This window comes from Pseudomonas sp. PvP089, from assembly GCF_017875165.1.
Taxonomy (GTDB): Bacteria; Pseudomonadota; Gammaproteobacteria; order Pseudomonadales; family Pseudomonadaceae; genus Aquipseudomonas; species Aquipseudomonas fortuita.
Window position 1 is genome coordinate 4,146,108 of the sequence record NZ_JAGGME010000001.1, and the last position, 21,514, is coordinate 4,167,621.

A 21,514-nucleotide genomic window follows, 5' to 3' on the forward strand; every position below is an offset into this window, starting at 1 on the left:
GTCTAGGCACCTATCCCCCGGCGAATAACCCCGCCTTGCGCATACCTGCTATGGCAAACCCGCATGCCCGCCCTGCACGCCAAACTGCGACTGACGCCACAGCTCGAACACCCGGTTGCGCAACCAGCGATGCTCGGCCGAAGCCTGCAGCCGCTGGTGCCACACCACCCAGTAGCGCTGGCTATGCTCGATAAAGCCCAACGGCCGCCAGGCCAGGTCATGCAAGCGGCACAGTTGCCGGGCGATGTGCTCGGGCACGGTGGCCACGGCCTGGCTGTTGGCAACGACCTTTACGGTGGCGGAAAAAAACGGCACTTCCAGGCTGACACGCCGCTGCAGGCCTTGGGCGCGAAGGTGACGGTCGATGAAACTGTCCTTGTCGCCACCGCCAGAAATCCGCACATGCTTGTGCGCCAGGTAATCGGCCTGGCTGAGCGAGGTGTGGGCGGCCAGCGGGTGATCGTGGCGCATCAGGCACACCGCGCGGTCCTCACCCAGCAAGCGCCCGTGCAGGTTGGGTGGCGACTCGTCGAACAAGGTGGTTGCCAGGTCGATTTCGCCGCTGGCCAGCAACGCATACTGGCCGGCCTGCCAGGTACGGTACTCCAGCGATACGCCGGGCGCTTCGTGTTCCAGCGCGGCCACCAGTAACGGCAGCATGTGCTCGGCCACGTAGTCCGAAGCGGCCAGGCAGAAACGGCGCTCACAGCGCGCTGGATCGAATACGGCGGGCTGGCGCAGGGCGTGCAGTTCTTCGAGGACCTGGCGTAGCGGTTCAACCAGGGCTTCGGCGTATTCGCTGAGTACGTAGCCGCGGCCTTGGCGAACCAGCAACGGGTCGTCGAAGGCTTCGCGCAGGTGGGCCAACTGGCGGCTGAGGGCCGACTGGCTGACGCCCAGGCGCTCGGCGGCGTGGCTGAGGTTTTTCAACTGCAGCAAATGGTCGAGGGTGCGCAGGTGGGCGAGGCTGAGGGAGGCGAAGGTGGGGTTCATGCAGGCTGCCTGCGGTGGCATTCAAGGGCCTATTCGCGGGCTCGCCCGCTCCCACAGGTTCACTGCTGTGCCGGAAGCTGCGGTGAACCTGTGGGAGCGGGCAAGCCCGCGAAGGGCCGCAAAGCGGCCCCGGATACACACATTAGTCAGTGAGGCCGACGTAGACGTTCTGCACGTCATCGTTCTCGTCGATCGCTTCGAGGAACGCTTCAACCTCAGCCAGTGCTTCAGCACTCAGGCTGGCTGCGCTCACCGGGTTCTTCGGGGTATAGCCGATTTTCGCCGCGGTCACGGTGAAGCCGTGCTCCGGCAGGGCCTTCTGCACGGCATCCAGGTCAGTGGTGTCGGTAATGAACAGGGTCGAGCCCTCTTCTTCACCTTCTTCGAAGTCCTGAGCGCCGGCTTCGATGGCCGCCATTTCCGGGTCGGCGTCACCTTCCGGGGTGGCTTCGATCAGGCCGACGTGGTTGAAGTCCCAGGCCACCGAGCCGCTGGCACCCAGCTGGCCCTTGCGGAACAGCACACGGATTTGCGCGACGGTGCGGTTGACGTTGTCGGTCAGGCACTCGACGATCAACGGCACCTGGTGCGGCGCGAACCCTTCGTAGGTTACTGCCGAGTACTGCACGGCATCACCGTCCAGACCAGCGCCCTTGCGAATCGCCCGCTCCAGGGTTTCACGGGTCATCGAAGCCTTCTTGGCTTGCACGATGGCCAGGCGCAGGCGTGGGTTCATGTCGGGATCGGCGCCCGACTTGGCGGCGATCTGGATTTCCTTGGACAGCTTGCCCATGACCTTGCCTTTGGCATTGGCCGCTGTTTCTCTATGTTTGGCTTTCCACTGTGCGCCCATGTCGACTCTCTTGTTTCAGCGGCCGGTTCAGGAAGCGACCGGCCAAAAGTGGGGGCATTTTATACGCCCTCGAGCATGGGATCGACAAGAAATCTCATCAGCCTTTATCGGCTTTGCCCGCCGCCGCCGCAAACCGCGCCAGGCGCACATCCAGGCGACGCGGCCGCAAGCCGTGATCCTCGGCGCGCTCCTTGCGACGGATGGCATTGCGCACCATCAGCGAGCCCAGGTAGCGGATCGGTTCGGGCGGGAACAGCCCCAGCGGCCCCTTGACCAGCGGCGAACGGGTCCACGGGTTATCCAGCCCCAGCGCCAGCGACGATAGAATCTGCCCGCCCATATGACACGGGCCAACGCCGCTGCCGGAGTAACCAAAGCCGTAGAACACGTTGCCCTGACCGTCCAGGCGACCAAAGAACGGCAAGCCGGTCACCGAACGGTCCGACGGCCCGTTCCAGCTGGCCGCCAGTGGCACCTCGGCCAAGGCCGGGAAAAACTCGCCAAGGGTTTCGCGCAGCAAGGGCCGGTACGGCGAAGGCTGGTCGAATACCGGCAGCATGCGCCCGCCATACGCGAAGGTGTTGCCGCCCTTGCCGAGCATCAGCCGACCATCAGAGGTGTTGTGGTAGTAATGCACGAAAATACGCGAGTCGAGCACGCTGACTCCGCTGTCCAGGCCACTCTGGCCGAGCAGTTCGGGGCACGGCTCGGTGATCACCATGTCGCTGGAAACGATCGCCACACTGCGCTCGAACTGCGGGAAGGCGCGTGCCATCCAGGCATTGAGGCCCAGCACCACGCGGTCGGCGCGCACGGTGCCATGAGCGGTGCGTACCTGCACCGGGGCACCGTGCTCCAGGCCAGTCATGGCTGTGCCTTCATGAATGCGCACGCCGCGTTGCAAGGCCACCCGACGCAAGCCGCGCACCAGCTTGCCCGGCTGCACCGTGGCGGCGGCCGGCGAGAACCAGCCCTCCAGGTGCCGCGCCGAACCCGCCAGGCGCTGCACCTGCTCCAGTGGCAGGCGGCGGAACGAGTTGATCCCCTTGTGCTCCAGCGCGGCGATCACCGCATCGGTGGCGCCTACCTGGGCCGGGTTGGTGGCAGTGTACAACGTGCCGTCCAGCCGAAAGTCGCAGTCGATGCCATTGGCCGCGCAAAACTCGCCGATGCCGGCGATGCTGCGCTCCGACTCGCGCACCAGGCGCACCGCCTCGGCCACGCCGAACAGGCGTTCGAGGGTGAAGTACTTGGCCGACCAGGACAACGCGCAGCCACCATTGCGGCCACTGGCACCGGCGCCGCAGATGTCGGCTTCGATCAGCACCACCTCCAGGGCCGGTACGGCCTCCTTGAGCATCAGTGCCGTCCACAGGCCGGTATAACCGCCACCGACAATGCACACATCGCAACGGGTATCGCCTTGCAGCGGCGGGCACACCGCCTCCTGCGTGGAATCCAGGGCCTGTTGCAGCCAGAAGGGTCTCATTTGCTCGCTTTCCTTTCAGGTACGCAGTGGCTTGATTGCCATGCTGGTATTCGGTGCTACGTCGGTACTTTGTGCATTGCTGGCCGGGCGGCTGTTCCAGTGCGGTAACAGCACCAGCGCCGAGAACAGCGCGCAGCCAGCGAACACGATGAACACCGTGACGCCATCGAAGTAACCGGGTAGCAGCCCGCCCAGCACCGCCCCCACCGAGCCACAGCCGTTGACGAAACCTGCGGCGGTGGCGCCGGCCTTGGCGGTGCCGAAGTCGATGGCTGCAGCACCACTGATCATTGAGTCCGGCCCGTACAGGGTCAGGCCCATGACGAACAGCAAGGCCACCACCAGCATCACGCTACCGGTATGCATGGCCGCCATGAACGCCGCCAGGGTCATGGTCAGCAGCACCAGGCTGATCACGCAGGCCGGCATGCGCCGGGCGCCGAACAGTTTGTCGGAGGCCAGGCCGATCATGATCGGGCCTAGCAACCCCGCCAGTTCGAAGGCGGTCGGGATGATTGCCGCCCCCACCTTGCCCACCGATGGCATCTGTTCGAAGACAATCACCGGCCCCCACAACAGGATGGCGTAGCGCGCCGGCTTCAGCAGAAAGTACGCAAGCCCCAGGGTCAGCACCGTGCGGTTGCGCAGGATCTCCCTCAGCGGTGCCCACACGCTGCACAGGTTGTCCGCCGGGGCCATGCTCTGCGGCTCGGGCTCCACGGCCGGCAGGCCGACATCTTCAGGCTTGTTGCGCTGCAGGAAGAAAAACAGCACGGCCACCAGGGCCACCACTGCGGCACTGGAGAAGAACGCTGCGTGCCAGGTGCCCACCAGGGTATAAGCCCACCACCCCGCGAACGGTGAGGCCACCAGGCCGCCGAAGGCATAGCAGGAACTCCACAGGCCCAATACCCGCCCGCGCTGCGAAGCCGGGAAGAAGCTGCCGATGTTCTTGCACAAGCCGGCCCAGCCGGTGGACTGCGCCAGGCCCTGCACCAGCATGCAGATGGCAAAGATCGGGAAGGTGGCGTAACTGCCCATCACCACTGCCGCCACTGCAGAAATCAGCAACCCGCCAAGCACCACCACACGCGGGCCGAAGCGGTCGGCGAGCATGCCCCAGGTGAACTGGCCCACAGCGTAGGCGGCCAGGTAGATGGCGTCGAGGTTGGCCATGGCGGCCTTGTCGAGCATGAAGCCTGGGTCTTCGGCAATGCCCAGCTTGGCTACCGAGAAGGCTTTACGGGTGAAGTAGAAGGCGGCGTAAGCCAGCCAGGTGATGGCGAAAATCTGGATGCGCCAACGTTTCAACGCGGCTAGGGATTGATTCATGTAAGTCTGACCTCTTGCTCAAGTGTGCCGGCAGAATGTGAAGAAACGCCTGTCTTGTTCTTGTGTTACGCACAGCGATGACGAGGCTGTCATCGGGTCAGATGGCGCCGTGTGGGTGCCATGGCCCAGGCGGTACTCGTGGTACCCGCATCGGGCTGACATTCATGGAAACAGTTGCGCTAAGATAAATAAAATCGATTTATCGTATTACACACATAAGCCCAGCTTGTTACTGAGGTCTGTCATGTCGCTTTCCCACGCACAACTGAAGGCCTTCCATGCGGTGGCCGTGCACGGCAGCTTTACCCGCGCCGCAGAAAAGCTGTTCCTTACCCAGCCAGCGGTGTCGGACCAGGTGCGCAAACTGGAGGAGCGCTTCGGCGTCTTGCTGTTCCACCGCAACAAGCGTTCGGTGCAGCTCACTGATCTTGGCGAGCGCTTGCTGGGCATCAGCCAGCGCCTGTTCGCCTGCGAGGTCGAAGCTCAAGAGCTGCTGCACGATTCGCGTGCGCTGCACACCGGCAGCCTGGTGCTGGCGGTGGATGCGCCGGTACACGTGCTGCCGCAGATCGCCCGCTTCTGCCAGCGCTACCCGGGCATCCAGGTGAAAATCGAGACCGGCAACACCGATGAGTCGCTGGCCCGCTTGTTCAGCTATCAGGCTGACCTGGCCCTGCTCGGCCGGGATGTCGATGATGAGCGCCTGCATTGCCTGCCACTGCGCCGCGACCCGATGGTGGCGTTTGTTTCGCATAACCACCCGTGGTCCAGCCGTGGCTCGATCAGCCTCGCCGACCTCGACGACACGCCCCTGGTGCTGCGCGAGCCCGGCTCGGTGACGCGCCAGACGCTGGAAGAAGAGATGCAACGAGCGGGTTTGCGGATTCGCCCGGCGATCCAGGTGGAAGGCCGGGAAGCGGCGCGTGAGGCGGTGGTGGTGGGGATAGGCGTGGGGGTGGTCTCGGCGGCCGAGTTTGGCGCCGATGCGCGGGTGTGCGCGTTACCGATTGTGGATTGTCAGCGGCATTTGACCGAGACGCTGGTGTGCCTGAGCGAACAGCGTACGCGCCGGGTAGTGGCGACCTTTTTGCAGATGGTTGAGGAAGGGTTGTAAGCCTGTACCGGCCCTTTCGCAGCGCAAGGCTGCTCCTACAGAGGAATGCGATAACCTGTAGGAGCAGCCTTGTGCTGCGAAGAGGCCAGTGCAGGCCACCCGACTATGCTGGGATAACTTCAACCCCCGGGCACACTAACCATGCTCTACCGCCTGGCCGCCGACACCCTGGTCCTGCTGCACCTGGCCTTCATCCTGCTGGTGCTGTTCGGCGGCCTGCTGGTACTCAAGTGGCGCCCTGCCCTGTTCATCCACTTGCCGGCCCTGGCCTGGGGCGTGGCGGTGCAATGCCTGCACCTGGGCTGCCCGCTCACCACCTGGGAAAACCGCATGCGCAGCGCAGCCGGGGGCGCAGGCTACCAGGGCGGCTTTGTGGAGCACTACATCTGGCCACTGATCTACCCCGCCGGGCTGACACCGCACATCCAGCTGTTACTGGGCAGCGTTGTGCTGCTGCTCAACCTCGGCGTCTACAGCTACGTGGCCTGGCAATGGCACCGTCCTAGCGGGTAGCGATCACGAACAACCGCGGGAACGGCAGCAGCACCTTGCCATCGGTGGCCGGCGGGTAGTCGCGCTGCATGGCCTGCAGGTACATCTGCAGAAAGTCGCCCTGCTCCTGCTCGTCAAGCCTGGCCAGGTAAGGCCGCAAGGCCGAACCCTTGAACCACTCCACCACCGCTTCGGCGCCACCCACCAAAGGGTGGTGATAGGTGGTGCGCCACACATCCACCCGCGCACACAGCGGGCTGAGCAGGTCGTAGTAGAACGCCGCACCGTGCCGTGGCGGCAACTGGAAATCGGCGAATTTCGCCGCCCAAGGGCCTTGGCTGGCAATCTCGCGCAACTGCCGATGGGCTGGTTCGTCGAGGTTGTCGGGGGTCTGCACGGCCAGGCTGGCACCTTCACTCAACTGACGCACCAGGTGCGGGTACAGCGAGGCGTGGTCAGGTACCCATTGCAGCGAGGCATTGGCCAGGATCAGGTCTTGCGGCTCTGGGGCGGACCAGCCGGCAATGTCGGCAATGACCGTGCGTACCCGCGGGATGCACAGCCGTTTGCGTTCGCGGGCCTTGTCGATCATGTCCGGGTCGCTGTCCAGTGCCGTCACCTGGGCATCGGGGTAGCGCTGCAGCAGCACCTCGGTGGAGTTGCCCGGGCCGCAGCCCAGGTCGGTGGCGTGGCGCACCGGCCGTGGCGGGATGGCGGCGAGCAGGTCGCGTACGGCACGGGTGCGTTCGTCTTCGAACAGGGAATACTGGTTGGCGGACCAAGCCATGTGGGGCTCCTTTTGGGCGGGCAATGTGCCTAGCATATGCCATCTGTCGACTGTGAGGGCCCTATCGCCGGAACTGACCGCCTATGCGTGAAGTCAGTCCATGTATGCGCCTGCCCATGAAGACCTACATCGCCCTCGCCATCCTGGCCCTGATCGCCGCCGCCGCCCTGCTCGGCTCGCCGTGGATGAACCAGCGCTTCCACATGCCCGCAGAAAAAACCCAGGCCCAACAACGCGAAACGGCCGGGTCCCCAAGGGAGCCGGCCGTTTCCAGGCACGAGTGACGCTTAGTGCTGCTTGCTGCTGCCAGAGCGGATCTGGTGCACCACGCCCATTGCCACCACGACTGCCGCCGCAATACCGGTGGAAATCACCAGGATCTGGTAGTCAGGCATGAAGGCCATGGTGACCAGTGCGGCCACGATGAACGCGATCACCAGGTAGGTCAGCCACGGGAACAGCCACATCTTCAGGCGCACTTCCTTGCCTTCGGCAATCAGCTTGCGGCGCATGCGCAGCTGCGAGAAGGCAATGACCAGGTACACCAGCAGGGCGATCATGCCGGTGGTGTTCATCAGGGTATCCAGCACGTCTTTCGGGCGCAGGGTTTCGCTGAAGTTGATCAGCGCACACACCACGGCCACGGCGCACGAGCCCATGATCGCGTATACCGGTACACCGGTGCCGGCGCGGGTGATCTTGAAGAACGACGGCGCATCACCCCGTTGGGCCAGGGAGAACAGCATGCGCGAAGCGGTGTAGTGGCCCGAGATCAGGCAGCTGCTCACCGAGGTCAGCACCACGAAGTTCATCAGCAGCTCGGCATACGGCACGCCCAGCAGTTCCAGGGTACGGCGATAAGCGCCATAGCCGGAAACACCCAGGTGCGGGTCGTTCCACGGTACCAGGCAGACGATCAGGAAGATCGAACCGACGTAGAACAGGCACACACGCCATACCACCGAGTTGGTGGCCTTGACGATCTGCGCGGCCGGGTCCTTGGCTTCGGAAGCGGCGATGGTGACGATTTCGGCGCCCAGGAAGGCGAACATCACCCCAAGCAATGCACCGATCACGGTGGTGATGCCATTGGGCATGAAGCCTTCGGCGGTGAGGTGGCTGATGCCACGCACTTCACCAAACTGCCAGACGTTCATCACGGCAGCGGTACACACGATCAGGAAGCAGACGATCGCGATCACCTTGATCAAGGCGAACCAGAACTCGAACTCACCGTAGTGCTTGACGTTGAAGAAGTTGACGGTAATCAGCAACAGGGTCGTGGCCAGCACGAACACGTTGACGCTGACATCCGGGAAGAAGCCATGCAGGATCTTGCCCGCCACATAGGCTTCCCAGGCCATGAGGATGACCCAGTACCACCAGTACAGCCAGCCGATGGTGAAACCGGCCCAGCGGCCAATGGCGCGGTCGGCGTAGGTGGAGAACGAGCCGGTGTCTGGCGAGGACGTCGCCATTTCACCCAGCATGCGCATGATCAGTACCACCAGGATGCCGCCCGCCAGGTAGGCCAGGACAGCGGCTGGGCCGGCGCTGTGGATCACGCTGCCGGAGCCGACGAACAAGGCGCCGCCAATAACCCCGGCGATCGACATCATCGTCAGGTGGCGCGACTTCAACGAGGCACTGAGCTTGCTCTCGTGCCCGCCTTTCGCGGTGGTGGTTGTGGATGTTGCGTCCATCAGTTGTGTACCCCGTGCTTCTTTTTATCCAAGGAAAACCGTGAAACCCCGATGGCTGGCGGTTTCACCTGTACATCAGTGCTAATGCGGGCAGGATGGTGTGAGCGAACACACGCAGGCCCTCCATGGCGGCCTGCTGACGCGCCCCAGGACGACTGCCTGAAGCGAACTGAACATGCTTTATGTGGCGATATCCGACACCTAATGTAAAAATGTCCGACGCAGAGAGCCATGCACAGTGGCATGAATCTCGCACTGCACTGTACAGGTCGCCCATGCAGTACACCCTGCAAACGCCAGGCGATACGCACCCTGAAGGCCCCGAATGTTCGAATTACATCCAGACTCCCCCACCCCGCTGGTCAACCAGATCATCGACGGGTTGCGTGAGTTGATCGACAACCAGACCCTCAAGCCGGGCGCCAAGGTCCCGTCTATACGCGCCTTTGCCGCGAGCTATTCGGTGAGCACCTTCACCGTGGTCGAGGCCTACGACCGCCTGGTCGCCCAGGGGCTGCTGGTGAGCCGTGGCAATGCGGGGTTCTTCGTCAACCGTGCGGCGGGCGAAATGCTGGACCGGCACACTACCGAGGCCGACGCCAGTCGACCAATGTTCAACTCCGAGTGGTACCTGCAGCAGATCTTCGAGATCCGTCAGTTGCCCTACAAACCGGGGTGCGGCTGGCTGCCCAACGACTGGATGTACGAAGACGGCCTGCGTCGCGGGCTGCGCCAGGTGGCCGGCAGCCCACTGGAACTGTCGGGTTACGGCGACCCCATGGGCCTGATGGAACTGCGTACGCTGACAGCGCAGAATTTGCAGCAAGAGCTTTCCATCGTCGCCAACCCGGCACAGCTGATGCTCACCCACGGTGCCAGCCAGGCCCTGGACCTGGCCGCCCGCACGCTGGTGCGCCCAGGCGATGTGGTGCTGGTCGACGACCCTGGCTACCCCAACCTGATGAGCATCCTGCGTACCCAGGGCGCAACCCTGGTAGGCGTGCCACGCACCCCGGCCGGTTACGACCTGAACCAGCTGGAGCAGTTGCTCACCCACCACCGCCCGACGGCGTTCTTCACCCAGCCGCACCTGCACAGCCCGACCTGCTCACGCACACCGCTGCCGCAGTTGCACCGCCTGCTGCAACTGGCCAGCCAGCACGGCTTCCGCCTGGTGGAAAACAACCTGTACGCCGACATGGTCACCGAACCGCAGCCATGCCTGGCCAGCCTCGACCACCTGCAGCAGGTGGTGTACGTGGGCAGCTACTCCAAGAGCATCTCGCCCAATGTGCGGGTCGGCTACATGCTGGCCAACCCCGAACTGATGCAGAAGCTGCTGCACCTGAAGATGCGCTCAGGCCTGACCACCTCGCAGGTGATGGAGCGTGTGGTGTACGCCGCGATCATCGACGGCCGCTGGCGCAAGCACCTCAAGCGCCTGCGCCAGCGGCTGGCCGAGGCGCATCAGGAAGTTGGCCGGCATCTGCATCGATTGGGCTTCGAACTGTTCACCGAATCGGATGAAGGCATGTACATCTGGACCCGCCACCCGGCGATTCCGGACAGTGCCGCATTGCTGGATGATGCGCTGGAGAAAGGCATCATGCTTGGGCCTGGGCAGTTGTTCATGGTCGATGCCAAAGCGACCGGGTGGATGCGCTTCAATGTGGCGTTCAGTACGGACCCGGCGATGTGGGAGTTGCTGGAGAAGGTGTTCGTCAAGCATGTGCGAAGGGGTGGGATGTAGTTCGCCACGACATCCTCAGCGTGGGTGAGGTTTGCAGGAACTTGTGGGAGCGGGCTTGTCCCGCGAAGGGGGCCTGGCGATGCATGGCACCGGCTTTGCCGGTGTTCGCGGGGCAAGCCCGCTCCCACAGGGTCCCCCTATTCAATGAGTTATGTCGACACGGCCTGCCCGTGCCAGCACAGCGTTCAGCAGTACATCCGCGCCCTGTCGGGCATTATCAGGCAGCACGTCCTCAGCCTCGTTGTGGCTCAGGCCACCGACGCAGGGGATGAACACCATCGCCGTCGGGCAGTACCGCGCCAACAGAATGGCATCGTGCCCCGCCCCGCTGACAATCGATTGCTGCGCATACCCAAGGCCGTCCACCGCTTGCTGCACGGCAGCCACGCAGTCGGCATCGAACGGGGTCGCCGGGCTCACCCAGTGGCGCTCGATACGCACTTGCAGGCCGCGCTGGCTGGCGATGGCTTGCAGCTTCAGGGTCAGCTCGCGCTCCATGGCTTCGATGGCCTCGTCGCGGTGATGGCGCAGGTCGACCGTGAACTGCAGCAGGCCGGGAATGGTGTTGCGCGAAGATTTGGCAATGGAGAGCTCACCTACGGTGGTCAGGCCTTGGGGGGCAAAGTCCGCTGCCAGTTGCTCGACCGCCTGGATCATCCGCGCAGTGCCGTACAGCGCATCCTTGCGCAGCAGCATCGGCGTGGTGCCGGCGTGTGCCGCCATGCCCTCGACCGTCACGTCCAGCCAGCGGATAGCCTGGCCACCACTGACCACGCCAATGGCCTTGGCGTTGTCTTCAAGGATCGGGCCTTGTTCGATATGCGCCTCGAAATAGGCATCCACCTCGCCGCCCAGCGGGCGTTGGCCGGCGTACCCGGTGCGGTGCAGTTCATCGGCGACGCTGACGCCATCGGCATCGCGAATGGCCAGCGCCTCGGCCAGCGCGAGGTTGCCGGTGAACACCGCCGAGCCAAACATGGCCGGGGTGAAGCGCGCGCCCTCCTCATTGGTCCATACGGCAATTTCCAGTGGCTTGCGGGTCTGGATGTTCAAGTCGTTCAGGCGGCGCACCACCTCCAGGCCGGCCAGCACGCCATAGACGCCATCGAAACGGCCTCCTTCGGGCTGGGTGTCGAGGTGGCTGCCCATCATGACCGGGGCGGCATGCGGGTCACTGCCGGCACGGCGGGCGAACAGGTTGCCGATGGCATCTACCGACAGGCTAAGGCCCGCTTCGCGGCACCAGTGGCTGAACAGTTCACGGCCGGCTTTGTCCTCCTCGCTGAGGGCCAGGCGGCAGTTGCCGCCGCGGGCGGTGGCGCCGACTTCGGCCATGGCCATCAGGCTCGCCCACAGGCGTTCGCCATTGCTTTTCAACATATGCGGGTACTCCAGAATAGTGGGGGTTCGATCAGGCCAGTTCCAGGCGCCGGCTACGGGCGTACTGGCGCGCCAAGGCGAGCACGCAAACCAGCGAAATGGTGGCGATCAGGGTGTAGAAGGCTGCCATCGGCCACCATTGGCCGCTGAAGGTATGGGCCAGCCAGGTGCCAATCAGCGGGGTCAGGCCGCCAGCGATCGCGCCGCAGATCTGATAGGCCAGAGAAATGGCGGTGTAGCGCACGCGGGTTGCGAACATGCCGCTGACATAGCCGGCAATCACCGCGTAGAAGGAAGCCATGCAGGCTGCGGCCAGGGCGATGCCAAGCACGATCAACGGGCCCTGGCCCGAGCTGACTAGCACGAACATCGGGTAGGGCGAGGCCATCGCCAGCAGCGCAACCAGCGCCAGGAAGCGCGTCGCACCGACCTTTTCCGACAGCCACGCCGCAAGCGGCTGCACACAGAACTGGATGATCGCCACAAAGAACAGGCATTCAAGGATCAACGAGCGCTCCAGGTGCAACTGCTGGGTGGTGTAGCTGATCATGAAAGTGTTGGTGAAGTAGACCCCGGCAATGCCCAGGGTGTTGGCGCCGATGCACAGCAACAGCGGGCGCCAGGCGGTGCGCAGCACTTCAAGGACTGGCGCCTGCTCCTTGCGCCGAGCCTTTTGCGCCTGCTCGCGGCTGGCGATGAACTCGGGTGACTCATTCACCCCCAGGCGAATCGCCAGGCCCACCAGCAGCAGCAACGCGCTGGCCAGGAACGGCACGCGCCAGCCCCAGCTCATCAGTTCCTCTTCAGGCAGGCGGGTAACCGCGCCAAAGGCCAGAAGCGACAGAATCAGGCCAGCCGGGCTGCCCAGCTGGGCGAACGAGGCGAAGAAGTTGCGCCGACCTTTGGGCGCATGCTCGCCGGCCATCAATACCGCCCCGCCCCACTCGCCGCCCACGGCAATGCCCTGGACGATGCGTAGCAGGATCAACAGCACCGGCGCGGTGGCGCCGATCTGCGCGTAAGTCGGCAGCAGGCCGATGCACACGGTAACGATGCCCATCATCAGCAGGGTGATGACCAGCGACTTCTTGCGGCCGATTCGGTCGCCCACGTGGCCGAAGACGATGCCGCCCAGCGGCCGGGCGAAGAAGCCCACGGCGAAGGTGCCGAACGCGGCCATGGTGCTGAACAGGCTGTCGTCAGAGGGGAAGAACAAGGCACCGAACACCAGGGCGGCGGCGGTGGCGTAGATGTAGAAGTCGTACCACTCGATCATGGTACCGATGAACGCGGCGGCGGCTGCACGGCGCGGCTGGGCGGAAGCGGTGGGGTTCATGGGGGCTCCTTTGCTTGTTGTTCTGGCAGGAGTTGCTGGGACACGGTGGCGCTCTGGTGGCGCTTGGCCTGCTGGTTCGGTGCTGGCTTGTTCGCGGGCTCGCCCGCTCCCACAGGGGTCGCACCCTGTCTGCAACAGTGCAGTACCTGTGGGACGGGGCAAGCCCGCGAAAAAGCCGCCGCCGACACACCGGGCTTCAATGCATGCGATTTATCGGCCCGGGGCTATGATTAGTCAATTTTCTATTTATTATTCGAACTATTAACCACGCTTATTATCGAGCCCCCGCCATGTCTGACCGCCTGCTCAACGACCGCCTCGACTGGAACCTGCTGCGCACCTTCCGGGTCATCGGCCAGGAGCTGTCCATCAGCCGCGCCGCCGCCCGCCTGCACCTCACCCAACCGGCGGTAAGCCAGGCGCTCAAGCGCCTTGAAGAGCAGCTCGGCCGCCAGCTCATTGCCCGCCGTGGGCCGCGCTTCGTGCTGACAGAAATGGGCGAGCAGCTGTTCCAGCTGGCCGGCGAGGTGTATGGGCAAATGTCGCAGATCGGCGGCTTGCTGGAGCAACCGGCGGACGAAGTGGTGGGCAAAGTGCGCCTGCTGATGATCAGCCGCATCGTCAGCGAACGCTTCGACAACTTCCTCGCCGACTTCCACCGCCAGCGCCCGCGAGTGGAACTGGAAATCGACGTGATGCGCAGCTCCGACATCGTCGCCGCCCTGCAGGAAAAAACCGCCACGGCGGGCCTTAGCCTCACCCGGCGTGCACAGCCACGGCTGGAACAGCGGCTGTTCCTGCGCCAACGCTATGCGTTTTTCTGTGGCAAGCACCATGCCCTGTTTGGCCAGGCCGAAGGCGACCTGCAACGGGAGAACTTCGTCAGTTTCACCAGCGATCAGATTGGCGGCATGTTGTCGCCGCTGACCATTTTCCGAGACCTGCAAGGGTTCGCCGGGCGGATCGTGGCCTCATCGCCAAGCCTTGAAGAAGTCCGCCGGCTGGTGATCGCCGGGTTTGGCATCGGCTGCCTGCCCGAGCATGTGGTGGCACCGGATGTCGAAGCGGGGTTGCTGTGGAAGCTGGCGCCGCAGGAAGGGATTGCCGATGTGGATATTCACCTGTTGTGGAACAGGGAACAGCGGTTCAGCCGGGCGGAAGAGGTGTTTATCGAGGCGTTGCAGCGTGTCATAACCTAGCGCTTCTGAGCGGCTCCATAGACCTCGCGCGCTCGCGCTTGCCAACCTGCGTGCTTCACTAGAATGGCTTGCATCACTGCAACTCACTTACAGGAGCCATCCCATGAACATCGACCTCGGCGGACGCACCGCCATCATCAGCGGCTCGACCGGCGGTATTGGTCTGGCCATCGCCCGTGGCCTGGCCCGCGCCAATGCCGACGTGGTCATTGCCGGCCGCAGCCAGAAGTCGCTGGACGCCGCCCTCGCCGAAGTGCGCAAGCAAGGTGGGCGTGGCCAGGTGCAAGGCGTGGTCGCCGACCTGGGTACCGCCGCCGGTGCCGAAACCCTGTTCGCTGCCCACCCACGGGCCGACATCCTGGTCAACAACCTGGGCATCTACGACGACGTCGACTTCTTCGATGTAGACGACAGCGAGTGGGCGCGCTTCTACGAAACCAACGTGCTCAGCGGTGTGCGCCTGGCCCGCCATTATGCCCCGGGCATGATCGAGAACGACTGGGGGCGGATCCTGTTCATTTCCTCGGAATCGGGTGTCGCCATTCCTGCCGACATGATCAACTACGGCGTGACCAAGGCCGCCAACCTGGCCGTTTCCCATGGCTTGGCCAAGCGTCTGGCCGGCACCGGGGTTACCGTGAACGCAGTGCTGCCGGGCCCGACCCTGACCGATGGCGTGACCGCGATGGTGGCCGATGCAGCCAAGGCTTCCGGGCGCAGCATTCGTGAAGAGGCGGACAACTTCGTCCGCACCGCGCGGCCAAGCTCGATCATCCAGCGCGTCGCCGATGTCGATGAGGTTGCCCACCTGGTGGTATACCTCGCCTCCCCTTATTCCTCCGCCACCACCGGCGCGGCCCTGCGGGTCGACGGCGGCGTGGTCGACAGCCTCGCTATCTGAATTCAACTGGCGGCATTCGGGGAAAACTTGGATCCCATTCTATGAGAGGGTATGCTGCGCAATAGCTATACGCCACTATCCAGGCAGGTTTGACGCCTGCCTTCAAGGACGAAGCCTTTGCCCAGCCACCCAACCCGCCATACCATCGCCCGACAGTGGCAGCTGCTCAAGTTGCTGCCCGGCCGCCACCCCGGGATGAGCTCTACCCAGTTGCAGGCCGCCCTGACAACCGTGGGCCATACCACCAGCAAACGCACCGTCGAACGCGACCTGGTCGAGCTTGCCGCGTTGTTCCCGTTGCAGTGCAACAGTAAAGGCATGCCTTACGGCTGGTACTGGCAACCGGGCCTGAGCCTGAGCGAAGCGCAGCAGCTGCAACCCGACGTGCTTACCCCCCCGGACCACGTTGAACTGCATGCCTGGGTCGATGACGCGCTGGCCCGCCGCCTGGAACAATCACCCCTGTCAGCAGATATGCAACTGACACCGCAAGCGAGCGGCGGCGCCGTGCTGGTCGCTACCGTGGCCGACAACCGGGCGCTGATGGGCTGGCTGCTGTCCCAAGCAGGTTCTATCCGCATCCAGGCCCCGCTGGCGCTGCGTGTGGCCATGCTCGAACAGCTGCGCCAGAGCCTGGCACTGCACGATGGCAGTTATTGACTGGCAAGCAACAACTCCGGGAATCAACGGTGTATGTGGCGTGTATCTTATCTTTCCAGTACAAAAGAAAAACCGGCACAATGCAGCAACACTTTCATCCACGGAGTGAAAATGCAACATGCTGCGTATTGCCGACCTCGAACTGTTTGCCCGCAGCAGCGTACTGGGCAGCTTCACAGCCGCCGCCCATGAAGCCGGCCTGCTGCCGGGCCAGGTGGCCGCAGCAATCAAGCGCCTGGAGCGCGACCTGGATGTACGCCTGTTCGCCCGCACCACGCGCAGCCTGCGCCTGACCGCCGAGGGCGAGCGCTACCTGCCCACCGCGCTGAATGTGCTGGAGAGCTTGCGCCAGGGCCATGAAGACCTGCATGGCAACCCCAATACCCTGCGCGGCACCCTGCAGGTGTCGGCACCTTCCGACATGGGCCGCAACATGTTGCTGCCCTGGCTCAGCGCCTTCCGCCGCGAGCACCCGGCATTGCAACTGCGTTTCTTCCTGTCCGACCAGATTGCCGACCTCAACCGCGACCCGGTGGATGTGGCCATCCGCTATGGCCTGAACCAGGATGCCAACTACATCGCTCTGCCATTGGCCGACTGGAACCGCAGAGTGCTGGTCGCATCGCCCGACTACCTGGCCCGCCACGGCCGCCCGCTCAGCCCCGACGCCCTGCAGCAACACGCCTGCCTGCTGTACATGCAGCACAACCGGGTATACGACAAGTGGCAGCTGGGCAACCGTACCGTGCAGGTGCGCGGGCCGCTGGTCAGTGACGATGCCGACGTCATCCGTCGCCTGGCCATTCAAGGCGAAGGCATCGTCTACAAGTCGTGGCTGGATGTCAGCGCCAACATTGCGGCCGGTGAACTGGAAATCGTCCTGCCCGAACTGCTCGGCGAACCTACCCCGGTCACCTTGGTCTGCCCGCATCGCAAGCAGCTCACACCGGCAGTTTCGCAATTGCACCTGTGGCTGCGCGAGCGCTTCGAGGCCCTGCGTGATCGGGCACTGACCAACGGCTGCACAATCGTTCCAGACTGAGCCGGGGGGTTGCGCTAAGGTAGCCATTTACCCCAACGGCACACGTTCATGAGCAACTGGATCGACCTCAAGCAAGACGCCGATACCGGCATCGAATCGGTCCGGGCGCATTTCGTCGGACATGCCTACGACCCGCACTGGCACGAAAGCTTTCTGGTCGGCGTGACCGAGCAGGGCGTGCAGCAGTTCAACTGCCGTCGGGTGCGCCATCGCAGCACGCCGGGGCAGGTATTCTTGCTCGAGCCTGGCGACATCCACGATGGGCTGGCGCCCACCGAAGAAGGCTTCACCTATTCGACGCTGTACCTGCAGCCCGCTTGGCTAGACCAACAGCTGCGGTCGCTGTTCGAGCACACACCGGGCGACAGCCTGCCCAGTTTTGCCGATACCCTGTGCCACGATGAGCGCCTGGCGCGGGCCACCGCCCTCGCCTTCTGCACCGTGCACGACCGGGACTTGCGCATCGTGCGGCAAACGGCCATGGACGACCTGCTGGCCTGTCTGACCCGCCACATGCACTGGCGCCGACGCATCAACCCCGACCCGCGCCTGCCGCTGAGCGCGCAGCGCGCGCGTGATTACCTGCACGCCCACCTGGAGCGCGACGTCGGCCTGGAAGACCTGGCCCAGGCCTGTGGCATCGACCGTTTTCGCCTGACCCGTGCATTCAAGGCCGCGTTCGGCATTGCACCGCATGCCTACCTGATCCAGCTGCGCCTGGCCCGGGCACGGCGCCTGCTCGCCCAGGGCCAGACGCCTGCCGATGTGGCCGTGGCCTTGGGCTTCGCCGACCAGAGCCACTTGGGGCGCTGGTTCCGTCGGGCCTACCGGCTGACCCCTGCCGACTACCGCAGGCGCTGCTCAAACCTTCCAGACTGAACCCCTGAAGGCAGCGAGCATGGTGCTTCGATTTTCCGGAGCCATGAACCATGTCGCAGTCGTTGTTGCCTTTCATTCTGTTCGCCCTGGTTGCCAGCATCAGCCCGGGGCCGACCAACCTGCTGATCCTGGCCCATGGCGCGCGCGTAGGTTTGCGCGCGAGCCTGGTGCCAATCGTGGCGGCCTGTGGCGCGGCAGCGGCAATCGTGTTGATGGTCGGTCTAGGGCTGGGTGAGCTGCTCCTGCGTCACCCCTTGGCCCAACAGCTGATGAGCTGGGCCGGCGTGTTGTGGCTAAGCTGGCTGGCGTGGAAGATGCTGCGCAGTGCCGCCACCCCCTTGCAAGCGGCCACCGCGCAAGGGCTCAGTGCTTTCAGCGCCGCATCGTTGCAGGTGGTGAACCCCAAGGTGTGGCTGATGGCTGTGGCGGTGGTCGGGGTATTTGCAGCGCCGTCATTGCCGGTGTGGCAACTGGCGCTGGTATTTTTGCTGATCGCCCTGCCGTGCATGGCAGCCTGGGCGGTGCTGGGGGTGGGGAGCGCCAGGTGGTTGCAGGCACCGCGGCGGTTGCAGCTGTTCAACCAGGTGTTGGCGGGGGTGCTGTTGATTTCTGCCTGGGCTGCCGTACTGGCTTGAAGATCAAGCGGTATCCCCTCGGGTCTACGGGGCACCTGAAGGAGCGGCCTTGTGTCGCGATCGGGGCGCGCAGCGGCCCCAAGATGTCAGCTTCGCCGCAGACATTGCCAGGGCCGCTTTGCGGCCCATCGCGGCACAAGGCCGCTCCTACAAAAAGCCCGCTGGCCATTGGGTCAGTGCGTCAGCGCCTCGCGGTAGCGCCGGGTGCTGGCAACAGCCATTACCAGCCCGACCACCGCCACGCTACCGCCCACCAGGCCGATATCCGCCACATCCATCTGGCTGCTGACAATACTGCCCAGCAGCGCACCGCCCCCAATCCCGATGTTGTAGATACCCGAGAACAGCGCCATGGCCACATCGGTGGCATCGGATGCCAGCTTCAACGTCTTGGACTGCAGCGACAGGCTGAAGCTGAGGATCGCCACACCCCAGAACATGCTCAGCGCCGCGAACGCGTAGAAATTGCCCGACAGCGGCAACATCAGCAACAGGCATGCGGCGAGCAAGCCGATCGAGCCTACCAGGAAGCCATGGGGGAAACGGTCACTGTAGCGGCTGAACAGCAATGAACCGAATACCCCGGCACCGCCGAACAGCAACAACAACAGCGTGGTGCGCTCACCGCCAATCTGCGCCACGTGCAGGGCAAACGGTTCGATATAGCTATAGGCGGTGAACTGAGCGGTAATCACCAGCGTCACCAGCAGGTAGGTAATCACCAGCGCCGGGCGCTTGAACAGGATTGGCAGGCTGCGCAACGAGCCCGAGTTCTGGCTGGGCAGCAGCGGCAGCGACTTCATCAGGCACAGCATGGTGGCCAGCGCGACCCCGGCAATGCTAAGGAAGGTCACACGCCAGCCCAGCGCCTCGCCCACCACGCGACCCAACGGAATGCCCAAAACCATGGCCAGGGTGGTACCGGTGGCCAGCAGGCCCAGCGCCTTGGCCTGCTGGCCAGGTGGCGCCACGCGTACTGCCAACGAGGCGGTAATGGCCCAGAACACCGCATGCGACAGGGCGATGCCGATACGGCTGACCAGCAGCATGGCAAAGCTCTGCGACAGCCACGACAGCAAGTGGCTGACGATGAACACCAGGAACACGAACAACAGCAGGCGCCGCCGTTCGATGTTGCGGGTCAGCAGCATCATCGGCAGCGAGGCCAGCGCCACCACCCAGGCATAGATGGTCAGCATCAGCCCGACCTGGGCGGTGCTCATGTCGAAGCTGCGGCCAATGTCACTGAGCAACGCCACCGGGACGAACTCGGTGGTGTTGAAGATGAAGGCCGCCAGGGCCAGGGCGATGACGCTCAGCCAGCTGCCGCTGCCGGCCGCGGGCGGCATGTGGGTGGGTATGGGTCCGTTCATGGGTGGAAAACGCTTCTCCGCAGACAAGGCAACAGTTCGCGCGCCAGCCACCCGCTTGCAGGGGTGCCGACGTACGCGCTGTTATTGATAGGAATGCACGGCATGGTACGCGTCAACCCGGGGCCTCACAACCGCAAGGCAGGCAGAAGGAGTACCATGCGCGCTTTGTGTGAAACGCGTGTGCAACAAGGAGCCCGATCCGCTCATGGACAAGCAGCACCCCCAGCAGCAGTGGCAGCAGGCAGTCATTGCCTATGCCCAGGCCGTCAACGAATACGTCGCGCAGGGCCGTGCGCAAGGCTGGGACAATCTTGAAGAGCCGCAGGCGCCAGCCACCGGGCACCTGCTGGACGCCTGGCTGACAGCCCTGCAGGCAGCCAATCACCCTGGCGCCGACGAACAACAGCGTCGAGCCTTCCGCGAAGCCTGGCCACCTGCGCACCACCCCCTGGTACCGTTGCTCGAAGACCACGGCCAAGGCATCAGCAATGTCCTGCTGCTGGAGGATGGCAGCCTGCTGGCACGCATCGGCATGCCTTACGACAAGGGTCATGTGGTGCGTATCGGCCACCAAGAGGTAACCCCGGTCATCGGTATCGAACACTTTGGCCGCTGCCCGGCCCGTCGCTACTTCGCCCTGGCCAACGCCGAAGGCGTGCGTGTGACCGATGGCTGGGGCGGCCCACACGTGCAGCGCCTGGCCTGGCCAACCGGGCTGGAGGGGTTGCCGCCAGGTTACCCGTTCGAACCGTTCGACCTGCCGCCCACCCCGACCGCGCTGATCCCCTTCCCGGATGGCCAACGCGTGCTGCTGGTGAGTGCCGAAGGTATCTTCGTGCTGTCCACCGAGGGTGCGACTCGCCTGCTGCCACAGCAGACACGCGTGCTCGATGAATTGGCCGAAGGCACCGACCCGGACGACATCAGCCTGGGGCTGAGCATGGAGCATGGCGCGGTGTCGGCGGATGGCCGGCTGATCGTGGTGGGTGAGCAAGGCAGCCGGCACCTGGTGCTGGACGCGCAACTCAGGCTGCTGGCGGACATCGGCCCTGGCAGCGAGTACCCGCACTTCGCGTTGTTCAACCGCGCGGGTGACCACCTGGCCCTCAATGCCTGTCATTTCTACAGCGGCGCCACGTTGGGGGTAAACGTCGCCGATTTGCCGGGGCTGGAAACCGACTACTACAGCCAGGACCCACGTACCCCACTGCTGCAGGATGGCGCGCGGGTATACGCCGGCGTAGCGCGTAATGGCGAGTACATTGTGGGGGATGCCTATGGCTACCTGCGGGCGTTTGGCGAGGACGGTACGGAACACTGGCAGCATTACCTGGGCTCGACCATCAGTGCGATGGATATCAGCGCCGACGGGCAAACGCTGGTGGCGGCTAGCCACGCGGGGGTGGTGTCGGTAATTGCGCTGGATAACGGGCGGCCTGAATGGCAGATCGGCACCGGGGCACATGGCGAGGTGCGGCGGTGGTTGTTCTGGCGGGGGTGGGACAAGGCGATGGTCTGGTAACAGAACCAGGATTTGTTGCAGCCTGTACTGGCCCCTTCGCGGGTGAACCCGCTCCCACGGGACCGCACATAGCG

General features: G+C 64.2%; 19 protein-coding genes and 1 pseudogene. 11 read left to right on the plus strand and 9 right to left on the minus strand.

Annotated elements, in window-relative coordinates; genetic code table 11:
• Window positions 1-48: 48 nt before the first annotated feature.
• From J3A71_RS18930 to J3A71_RS18945, 4 genes and pseudogenes are all read right to left on the minus strand, one after another.
• Window positions 49-993, minus strand: a complete 945-nt coding sequence (locus tag J3A71_RS18930; RefSeq protein WP_024717697.1) for a LysR family transcriptional regulator — start codon at window positions 991-993, stop codon at window positions 49-51.
• A 142-nt stretch (window positions 994-1,135) separates the two neighbouring features.
• A complete protein-coding gene (locus tag J3A71_RS18935) occupies window positions 1,136-1,846 on the minus strand; it encodes a YebC/PmpR family DNA-binding transcriptional regulator (RefSeq protein WP_016486024.1) in 711 nt (236 codons plus the stop codon).
• A gap of 97 nt (window positions 1,847-1,943) precedes the next feature.
• Window positions 1,944-3,335 (minus strand): FAD-dependent oxidoreductase, encoded by a 1,392-nt coding sequence (locus J3A71_RS18940; protein WP_102668056.1) that lies wholly within the window; start codon window positions 3,333-3,335, stop codon window positions 1,944-1,946.
• An 84-nt stretch (window positions 3,336-3,419) separates the two neighbouring features.
• Window positions 3,420-4,667: pseudogene (locus J3A71_RS18945) on the minus strand (MFS transporter); the annotation flags it as partial.
• Window positions 4,668-4,911: 244 nt separating this feature from the next.
• On the opposite strand from J3A71_RS18945, the gene J3A71_RS18950 reads away from it, so the two are divergent.
• Both J3A71_RS18950 and J3A71_RS18955 read left to right on the plus strand, forming a co-directional pair.
• Window positions 4,912-5,781, plus strand: coding sequence for a LysR substrate-binding domain-containing protein (locus J3A71_RS18950; RefSeq protein ID WP_023048826.1), 870 nt, complete (start codon window positions 4,912-4,914; stop codon window positions 5,779-5,781).
• Between the two features lie 141 nt (window positions 5,782-5,922).
• On the plus strand, window positions 5,923-6,294 hold the full coding sequence (locus J3A71_RS18955) for a DUF2784 domain-containing protein (RefSeq protein ID WP_102667784.1): 372 nt from the start codon (window positions 5,923-5,925) through the stop codon (window positions 6,292-6,294).
• Here the strand turns inward: J3A71_RS18955 and tam are convergent.
• Window positions 6,284-7,060 carry a trans-aconitate 2-methyltransferase gene (gene tam, locus J3A71_RS18960; RefSeq protein WP_016486020.1) on the minus strand — a complete coding sequence of 259 codons (777 nt, stop codon included), beginning with the start codon at window positions 7,058-7,060 and terminating at the stop codon, window positions 6,284-6,286. The two genes, J3A71_RS18955 and tam, sit on opposite strands and share 11 nt — an antisense overlap.
• A gap of 104 nt (window positions 7,061-7,164) precedes the next feature.
• Here tam and J3A71_RS18965 point away from each other — a divergent pair, with 104 nt between their 5' ends.
• Complete coding sequence (locus J3A71_RS18965; RefSeq protein WP_016486019.1) at window positions 7,165-7,344, plus strand: hypothetical protein; 180 nt, start codon at window positions 7,165-7,167, stop codon at window positions 7,342-7,344.
• A 3-nt stretch (window positions 7,345-7,347) separates the two neighbouring features.
• Here the strand turns inward: J3A71_RS18965 and J3A71_RS18970 are convergent, their stop codons facing one another.
• A complete protein-coding gene (locus J3A71_RS18970; protein ID WP_016486018.1) occupies window positions 7,348-8,763 on the minus strand; it encodes an amino acid permease in 1,416 nt (471 codons plus the stop codon).
• A gap of 325 nt (window positions 8,764-9,088) precedes the next feature.
• Between J3A71_RS18970 and J3A71_RS18975 the strand changes: the two genes are divergently transcribed.
• The gene (locus J3A71_RS18975) at window positions 9,089-10,513 is read left to right on the plus strand and encodes a PLP-dependent aminotransferase family protein (RefSeq protein WP_016486017.1); all 1,425 of its coding nucleotides are present in this window, start codon (window positions 9,089-9,091) and stop codon (window positions 10,511-10,513) included.
• A gap of 141 nt (window positions 10,514-10,654) precedes the next feature.
• Here J3A71_RS18975 and J3A71_RS18980 read toward each other — a convergent pair whose 3' ends face one another.
• Window positions 10,655-11,893, minus strand: coding sequence for a Zn-dependent hydrolase (locus J3A71_RS18980; protein ID WP_060518768.1), 1,239 nt, complete (start codon window positions 11,891-11,893; stop codon window positions 10,655-10,657).
• 31 nt (window positions 11,894-11,924) lie between these two features.
• Window positions 11,925-13,229 carry an MFS transporter gene (locus J3A71_RS18985; protein WP_016486015.1) on the minus strand — a complete coding sequence of 435 codons (1,305 nt, stop codon included), beginning with the start codon at window positions 13,227-13,229 and terminating at the stop codon, window positions 11,925-11,927.
• A gap of 290 nt (window positions 13,230-13,519) precedes the next feature.
• On the opposite strand from J3A71_RS18985, the gene J3A71_RS18990 reads away from it, so the two are divergent.
• The 6 genes from J3A71_RS18990 (at window position 13,520) to J3A71_RS19015 (ending at window position 18,545) form a co-directional block, all read left to right on the plus strand.
• A complete protein-coding gene (locus J3A71_RS18990; RefSeq protein WP_070086463.1) occupies window positions 13,520-14,428 on the plus strand; it encodes a LysR family transcriptional regulator in 909 nt (302 codons plus the stop codon).
• 103 nt (window positions 14,429-14,531) lie between these two features.
• Window positions 14,532-15,329 (plus strand): SDR family oxidoreductase, encoded by a 798-nt coding sequence (locus J3A71_RS18995; protein ID WP_209953100.1) that lies wholly within the window; start codon window positions 14,532-14,534, stop codon window positions 15,327-15,329.
• A gap of 117 nt (window positions 15,330-15,446) precedes the next feature.
• Complete coding sequence (locus J3A71_RS19000) at window positions 15,447-15,989, plus strand: WYL domain-containing protein (protein ID WP_023048832.1); 543 nt, start codon at window positions 15,447-15,449, stop codon at window positions 15,987-15,989.
• A gap of 118 nt (window positions 15,990-16,107) precedes the next feature.
• Window positions 16,108-17,031, plus strand: coding sequence for a LysR family transcriptional regulator (locus J3A71_RS19005; protein ID WP_016486010.1), 924 nt, complete (start codon window positions 16,108-16,110; stop codon window positions 17,029-17,031).
• Between the two features lie 48 nt (window positions 17,032-17,079).
• Complete coding sequence (locus J3A71_RS19010; RefSeq protein ID WP_096425892.1) at window positions 17,080-17,910, plus strand: AraC family transcriptional regulator; 831 nt, start codon at window positions 17,080-17,082, stop codon at window positions 17,908-17,910.
• A 50-nt stretch (window positions 17,911-17,960) separates the two neighbouring features.
• The gene (locus J3A71_RS19015) at window positions 17,961-18,545 is read left to right on the plus strand and encodes a LysE family translocator (RefSeq protein WP_096425891.1); all 585 of its coding nucleotides are present in this window, start codon (window positions 17,961-17,963) and stop codon (window positions 18,543-18,545) included.
• A gap of 173 nt (window positions 18,546-18,718) precedes the next feature.
• On the opposite strand, the gene J3A71_RS19020 is transcribed toward J3A71_RS19015, so the two are convergent.
• Window positions 18,719-19,918: a sugar transporter gene (locus tag J3A71_RS19020; protein WP_023048834.1), complete on the minus strand. Its 1,200-nt coding sequence runs from the start codon at window positions 19,916-19,918 to the stop codon at window positions 18,719-18,721.
• A gap of 205 nt (window positions 19,919-20,123) precedes the next feature.
• On the opposite strand from J3A71_RS19020, the gene J3A71_RS19025 reads away from it, so the two are divergent.
• Window positions 20,124-21,440 (plus strand): hypothetical protein, encoded by a 1,317-nt coding sequence (locus tag J3A71_RS19025; protein WP_023048835.1) that lies wholly within the window; start codon window positions 20,124-20,126, stop codon window positions 21,438-21,440.
• Window positions 21,441-21,514 lie beyond the last annotated feature (74 nt).

What these genes read in the sequence shown, in the direction of transcription:
- J3A71_RS18930 (WP_024717697.1), bottom strand. Translation starts at nt 993, where the DNA reads ATGAACCCCACCTTCGCCTCCCTCAGCCTCGCCCACCTGCGCACCCTC.
- J3A71_RS18935 (WP_016486024.1), bottom strand. Translation starts at nt 1,846, where the DNA reads ATGGGCGCACAGTGGAAAGCCAAACATAGAGAAACAGCGGCCAATGCC.
- J3A71_RS18940 (WP_102668056.1), bottom strand. Translation starts at nt 3,335, where the DNA reads ATGAGACCCTTCTGGCTGCAACAGGCCCTGGATTCCACGCAGGAGGCG.
- J3A71_RS18950 (WP_023048826.1), top strand. Translation starts at nt 4,912, where the DNA reads ATGTCGCTTTCCCACGCACAACTGAAGGCCTTCCATGCGGTGGCCGTG.
- J3A71_RS18955 (WP_102667784.1), top strand. Translation starts at nt 5,923, where the DNA reads ATGCTCTACCGCCTGGCCGCCGACACCCTGGTCCTGCTGCACCTGGCC.
- tam (WP_016486020.1), bottom strand. Translation starts at nt 7,060, where the DNA reads ATGGCTTGGTCCGCCAACCAGTATTCCCTGTTCGAAGACGAACGCACC.
- J3A71_RS18965 (WP_016486019.1), top strand. Translation starts at nt 7,165, where the DNA reads ATGCGCCTGCCCATGAAGACCTACATCGCCCTCGCCATCCTGGCCCTG.
- J3A71_RS18970 (WP_016486018.1), bottom strand. Translation starts at nt 8,763, where the DNA reads ATGGACGCAACATCCACAACCACCACCGCGAAAGGCGGGCACGAGAGC.
- J3A71_RS18975 (WP_016486017.1), top strand. Translation starts at nt 9,089, where the DNA reads ATGTTCGAATTACATCCAGACTCCCCCACCCCGCTGGTCAACCAGATC.
- J3A71_RS18980 (WP_060518768.1), bottom strand. Translation starts at nt 11,893, where the DNA reads ATGTTGAAAAGCAATGGCGAACGCCTGTGGGCGAGCCTGATGGCCATG.
- J3A71_RS18985 (WP_016486015.1), bottom strand. Translation starts at nt 13,229, where the DNA reads ATGAACCCCACCGCTTCCGCCCAGCCGCGCCGTGCAGCCGCCGCCGCG.
- J3A71_RS18990 (WP_070086463.1), top strand. Translation starts at nt 13,520, where the DNA reads ATGTCTGACCGCCTGCTCAACGACCGCCTCGACTGGAACCTGCTGCGC.
- J3A71_RS18995 (WP_209953100.1), top strand. Translation starts at nt 14,532, where the DNA reads ATGAACATCGACCTCGGCGGACGCACCGCCATCATCAGCGGCTCGACC.
- J3A71_RS19005 (WP_016486010.1), top strand. Translation starts at nt 16,108, where the DNA reads ATGCTGCGTATTGCCGACCTCGAACTGTTTGCCCGCAGCAGCGTACTG.
- J3A71_RS19010 (WP_096425892.1), top strand. Translation starts at nt 17,080, where the DNA reads ATGAGCAACTGGATCGACCTCAAGCAAGACGCCGATACCGGCATCGAA.
- J3A71_RS19015 (WP_096425891.1), top strand. Translation starts at nt 17,961, where the DNA reads ATGTCGCAGTCGTTGTTGCCTTTCATTCTGTTCGCCCTGGTTGCCAGC.
- J3A71_RS19020 (WP_023048834.1), bottom strand. Translation starts at nt 19,918, where the DNA reads ATGAACGGACCCATACCCACCCACATGCCGCCCGCGGCCGGCAGCGGC.
- J3A71_RS19025 (WP_023048835.1), top strand. Translation starts at nt 20,124, where the DNA reads ATGGACAAGCAGCACCCCCAGCAGCAGTGGCAGCAGGCAGTCATTGCC.